The organism is Bradyrhizobium acaciae (genome assembly GCF_020889785.1).
Classification (GTDB): Bacteria; Pseudomonadota; Alphaproteobacteria; order Rhizobiales; family Xanthobacteraceae; genus Bradyrhizobium; species Bradyrhizobium acaciae.
In genome coordinates, this window is sequence record NZ_JACMYK010000287.1 from 1 (window position 1) to 2,220 (window position 2,220).

At 68.7% G+C, this 2,220-nt stretch carries 1 pseudogene; it reads right to left on the bottom strand.

From position 1 onward, the window contains the following. Window positions 1–2,220 (bottom strand): annotated as a pseudogene (locus H8A92_RS40250) (apolipoprotein A-IV repeat region-like domain-containing protein); the annotation flags it as partial.

The window sequence follows — 2,220 nt, forward strand, 5'->3', positions numbered from 1 at the left end:
CGCATCGGTGCGGTTGAGCAGGTCGGACAGCCAGCCGTCGCCGTTGTTGGGGCTCGCCGGGCTGACCGACGGGGCTTCGGTGCGGCGCGACGATGCCATGCCGAGATCGGGCGGCGGCAGCGTCGAAGCGCTGTTGCTATTGTCCCGCATGCGTGCGTCGTCCCGCATGCGCACGTCGCCGCGGCCACCGGCAGCAGCCATCAGCGGCTCTTCGTGGCGGACGCTGGTGCGGTTGGTCGAGACCACGTCGAGCCCGCGGCCGTGATGGGCCACGATGCGGTTGAGCTCGGCCAGCGCCTCGATCTGGTCGACGATCACCTTGCGCATCTGCGCGGTGTTCTCGGCAGCCTCCTGCGGCATTTCCAGCACGCCACGGCGCAGCTCGTTGCGGGTGGCCTCGAGCTCGCTGTGCATCTCGCTCGCCATCTGCTTCATCGCCGTGACCATCGCGGAGAACTTCTCCGTCGATTCCTTGAACATCGCATCGGTCTCGGCGTTGCTCTGCTGGTAGAGCTCGTTCATCGCGTCACGGTCTGCTGACGCTCGTTCTCGGCGGCCTGGCGCACCGCCTCGAACTGCCGGCTGATCGCAGCCGATCCGGCGCCGGCGGTCTCCGCCACCACGCGCGCGATGTCGCGGGCGCGCTCCTCGGCCGCGCCGAGCGATTCATCGAGCAGCCCGGTGAAGCGCGACAGCCGCTGGTCGAGGTCGGTGGTGCGCAGGTCGATGGTCGTGACCAGCGCTTCCAGCGCCTCCTTGCGCTCGCTGACGGAGGCCGTCGTCGAGCGGTTGGCCTGCTCGACCACGGCAGCCGCATCGATCAGCGCCTTGCCATGAGTCTCGAACTGGCTCGACAGCGCGCCGAGATCCTCCAGTGCCTTGCCGGTCTTGCTGTTGAACACCGTCAGCTGGTCTTCCAGCGTCTGGGTCGCCACGCCGTTGCGCGAGGTGACGTCGTTCATGGCGGACACGAAGTCGGCCACGCGGGTCACCAGCGCACGCTCCAGCGAGTTGAGGTTGTCGTGGGCGCCGGTCAACACTTCCTGCAGCAGGATGTTGCCCTCGCGCAGCCGCTCGAACAGCGCGACCGTGTCGGTGCGCAGGATCTTGCTGGTCTCCTGCATCTCGGTGACGGCCGAAATCGAGACCTGGCGCGACTGGTCGATCGCCGCGCGCGAGGCCTGCTCGAGCTCCTTGAGCGACTTCGCCACCGCGCCGGTCGCCTGATCGCCCGCCGAGGTGATGTTGCGCGCGACGTCGCCGCCATGCGCTGCCATCGACTGCGAGAAGGCGAGGCCGCGGGTTTCGATCGCCTTCAGCGCGTCGGCGGTGGCGCGATCCATGTCGGCCGACAGCTGCGTGGTCTTGGCGGTCAGCGCCTCCACCAGCGAGCCGCGGCGGCCGTCGACCATCTGCGACAGACGCTCGGTCTGCTGCTGCACATAGGTGACGATCTCGTCGGTCTTGCCGGTCATCGCCGAGCCGAACGCGCTGGAAGCCGACAGCACCGAACGTTCGATGTCGGCGGAGGTCGTCTTGACCTTGGTCGAGACCTCGTTGGACATGGTGATCAGCGCGGCCTGTGCGTTCTGCGCCGAGGTCTGGATGTTGTCGGTGGTCTTGGCCGTGACCGAACCTAGCGCGCGCTCGATGTCGGTCGAGAGCGTGCGGATCTGGGCGGCGGCGTCGGCGGAGGTCGCCGCAAACGAGCTCTGGGCCTCGCGGGCGCTGCCCAGAATGGTCTGCGCAGTCTCCGCGCTGGTCGTGGTCAGCGAGCGTTCGATCTCGACGGAGATCGCGCGCATCTGCGCCGCGGCCTCGCTGGAGGTTGCCACGAACGAGGTCTGGGCATCGCGGGCGCTGCCGAGGATCACCTGGGCGGTGTTGGTGCCGACCGACGTCAGGGTGCGCTCGACATCGGCTGCCAGCGACTTGACGTGGTTGGCGGCCTCCGTCGACGCGGTGACGAGGGTGTTCTGCGCCTCGCGGGCGCCGGCGGTCAGCACCTCGACGGTGCCGGAACCGGCCATCGACAGCGCGCGCTGGATGTCGGAGGCAAGCGCCGACACCTTGCTGGCAGCGTCGGTCGACGCATTGACCAGCGTGCTCTGGGCTTCACGCGCACCCGACGTGATCGATTCCGCGGTGGCGGAGCCGGCCATCGACAGCGAGCGTTCCATGTCGGCGGCAAGCGTCCGGACCAGCTCGGTGGCCTCGGTC